We start from the raw sequence: 1,828 nt of genomic DNA, 5'->3' as shown, positions 1-1,828 counted from the left end.
TGTTGATTTGCATTTAAAACTGACCCAGGATTTGCATCTAAAATTGACCCACCCTGATGGCCAGATTATGGCCTAGATTTTACTTCTTTGCTGCCTTCAATTCCTCCTGTTGCGTTGTTGAGTGTTTTAATCTGAAGCTATCATTTCCAGTTTCGATAATGTGGCAATGATGAGTCAATCGATCCAATAAGGCGGTTGTCATCTTTTCATCGCCAAACACCGCTGACCATTCTGCGAAGCAGAGGTTTGTCGTAATGATGATACTCGTGCGTTCGTATAGCTTACTGATTAAGTGGAACAGCAGTGCGCCACCCGCCTGACTAAAGGGTAAATAACCTAGCTCATCCAGAATGACGAGGTCGGTATGGATCAACCTGTTGGCAAGTCGTCCTTGCTGCCCCTGCAGTTTCTCCAGTTCAAGGGCATTAACCAGTTCAATGGTAGATAGGAAGCGAACTCGCAAGCGATGATGCTGTATTGCCTGAACACCAATAGCGGTGGCCAAGTGCGTTTTTCCGGTTCCGGGGCCGCCAACCAATACCACGTTCTGGGTTTCCTCTAGGAAGAGGCAGCGATGAAGTGATTTCACTAGCACCTCATCAACCATACTCTGCGTGAAGTCGAAGCCGGTCAGGTCACGATAAGCGGGGAACTTCGCTACTTTCATTTGGTAGTTAATAGAACGTACATCCCGTTCAGAGGATTCTGCTTTCAATAGCATCTTAAGTACAGGCAATGCATTTTGGTAAGCCGGTGATGATTGTGAGGATAGGGTCGCAATTGTATCAGCCATGCCATAAAGCTTAAGGGACTTAAGTGTGCTGACCATAGATTCAGTGCTCATGACGTGTTCTCCGTAAATTGTCGTAGCGGGCGGTATTGGCCTGCGGCTCTGTCAGCAACATTAGCGCTGGTGGTGGTGTAACAAGCAGGGGTAGTTGAGGTTGCTCTAATCGGCTGAGGCAATTCATAACATGCTCCTTTGATGGCTCGCCAAGCTCTAGTGACTTGGTTATCGCTTTCTCGACCAATTGTTCGTCGTGCAATAGCACGAGCGCCAAGATGTCAGCCATCTCCCGATCGCCACCGTGTCGTTTAAGTAATTGGGTTTGCAGCAAGCGGAAGCTATCAGGCAAAGTTAAAAACGGCGCGCCATTGCGCAATGCGCCCGGTTTGCGTTGCACCACCGTAAGGTAGTGCCGCCAATCATAGATTGTCCGTCCGGGTGTGCTTTTTTCTCGATTAAAGACACGAGCATGCTCTGCCACCACGTGGGCCTCAGCCACGATGATCAAGCGCTCTGGATAGACGCGTAAGCTGATCACTCTGTTGGCAAAGCTGGCGGGAACGCTGTAGCGATTATATTCGAAGGTAATCAAGCACGTAGAAGACACTCGCTTACTATGCTCAATAAAGCCATCAAATGCTGGCGGCACTTGCATCATCTCAGCTACGTCTTCATGCCAGCACTCAGCCAACGAGCGGGATTTAAACTCGGGATGGGCTGACTCCTGCCATAGTATTTTGCAACGCTCCTCGAGCCAGAGATTCAATTCCTGCAATGACTTTATACTTGGCGTGTCGTACCAAAGTCCGTGACGAGCATCGAGCACGGCCTTCTCAATCTGGCCCTTCTCCCAGCCGGAAGCCGGGTTACAGAACTCGGGTTCATACAGATAGTGGCTGACCATGGCGTAGAAACGTTTATTAACCTGTCGTTGCTTGCCGCGACCAATTTTATCCACCGCCGTTTTCATGTTGTCGTAAATGCCGCGCCGGGGAATACCGCCAAACGTACGGAAGGCATGATAATGGGCGTCAAATAACA

At 49.4% G+C, this 1,828-nt stretch carries 2 protein-coding genes; both read right to left on the bottom strand.

Features of this window, described 5'->3' with window-relative positions; all coding sequences use genetic code 11:
- Positions 1–79: 79 nt before the first annotated feature.
- Positions 80–844: an IS21-like element helper ATPase IstB gene (gene istB, locus O9X78_RS20675; RefSeq protein WP_269621580.1), complete on the bottom strand. Its 765-nt coding sequence runs from the start codon at positions 842–844 to the stop codon at positions 80–82.
- Positions 834–1,828 (bottom strand): Mu transposase domain-containing protein (locus O9X78_RS20670; RefSeq protein ID WP_435056069.1); only part of this gene is annotated, 995 nt, incomplete at its 5' end. The genes O9X78_RS20670 and istB, both read right to left, overlap by 11 nt.

Origin of the sequence: Zhongshania aquatica, assembly GCF_027257955.1 — a bacterium.
Classification (GTDB): domain Bacteria; phylum Pseudomonadota; class Gammaproteobacteria; order Pseudomonadales; family Spongiibacteraceae; genus Spongiibacter; species Spongiibacter aquatica.
Note: the sequence above shows the minus strand (reverse complement) of the source record. Positions and strands in the feature narration are given on the sequence as shown.